The 798-nt window shown below is 36.8% G+C and carries 1 protein-coding gene and 1 pseudogene; one reads left to right on the plus strand and one right to left on the minus strand.

Translation table 11 applies throughout. The annotated features are described in order from the left end of the window. Nucleotides 1-128 (plus strand): annotated as a pseudogene (locus AB4653_RS12805) (regulator); the annotation flags it as partial. Nucleotides 129-185: 57 nt separating this feature from the next. Here AB4653_RS12805 and AB4653_RS12810 read toward each other — a convergent pair. Continuing rightward, a partial coding sequence (locus tag AB4653_RS12810) for a DUF3037 domain-containing protein (protein WP_372104339.1) occupies nucleotides 186-798 on the minus strand: 613 nt, incomplete at its 5' end.

A 798-nucleotide genomic window follows, 5' to 3' on the forward strand; every position in this document is an offset into this window, starting at 1 on the left:
CAGGCCAAGTAGTGAGGCCACAACAAATATTGGCAGGGATTGCACTATTAAGTATTCAATCTGAGTTAGAGCTAAAAACATCAATAAAACTACTTAAACTAGCCAGAGCAATTGCCAGAATGAAATGATAAAAGCATTCACTCGCAGGTAAAAAAGCTACTGTTAAGTAGCCTTTATTATTTGTATCAATTCGTTACTAATTTGAAATCATTAACTAAGCAATCTAAATCAAACTCCGCAAATTTTAATATTTCATTACTGTTCTGATATGGAATAACTTTTACACCTAGTTCTTTCATTCCTTTTTGCACAGTATCAAAAGCGGCTACAAACTCTTCTTTTTTATTCTGAGGTCTTTCTATCGTAAATAAGAAGTTATCTTCGTTCAAAGCGTTTGCTTGTAGTAAGTGTTTAACACGAGATATCCAACGATCCCCGTGGTCAACGAGTGCTAAAGGAGTCGCTTGGTCAAATGCTAACGGCTTGATCGCTTTAGTTATATTTGCTTCTTTAGCTACTAGTGGAATCTTAAATTGACTGAAACCAGTATCAAGGCTTTGCTCTTTATACCGAATGGTTAAAGTTTTCAGCTCTTGTCTAAGGGCTTTAACCATCTGTTGCTCTCGGTATTCCTTTGTATCTTTAAAGTCTCTTCCGATATGGCGGCCAAAGAGTTGTTCAAGTGCAAGGTGACAATCATCAGTGATCATTGCACCAGTTTCACCAAACGTCATCAAACCTTCTCTAGTTCGAGTAACTTCGTGCATTAACTCAACAAGCTCTTTACCGCTTATATTC

The organism is Vibrio sp. 10N.222.48.A3 (genome assembly GCF_041475345.1).
GTDB lineage: Bacteria > Pseudomonadota > Gammaproteobacteria > Enterobacterales > Vibrionaceae > Vibrio > Vibrio tasmaniensis_A.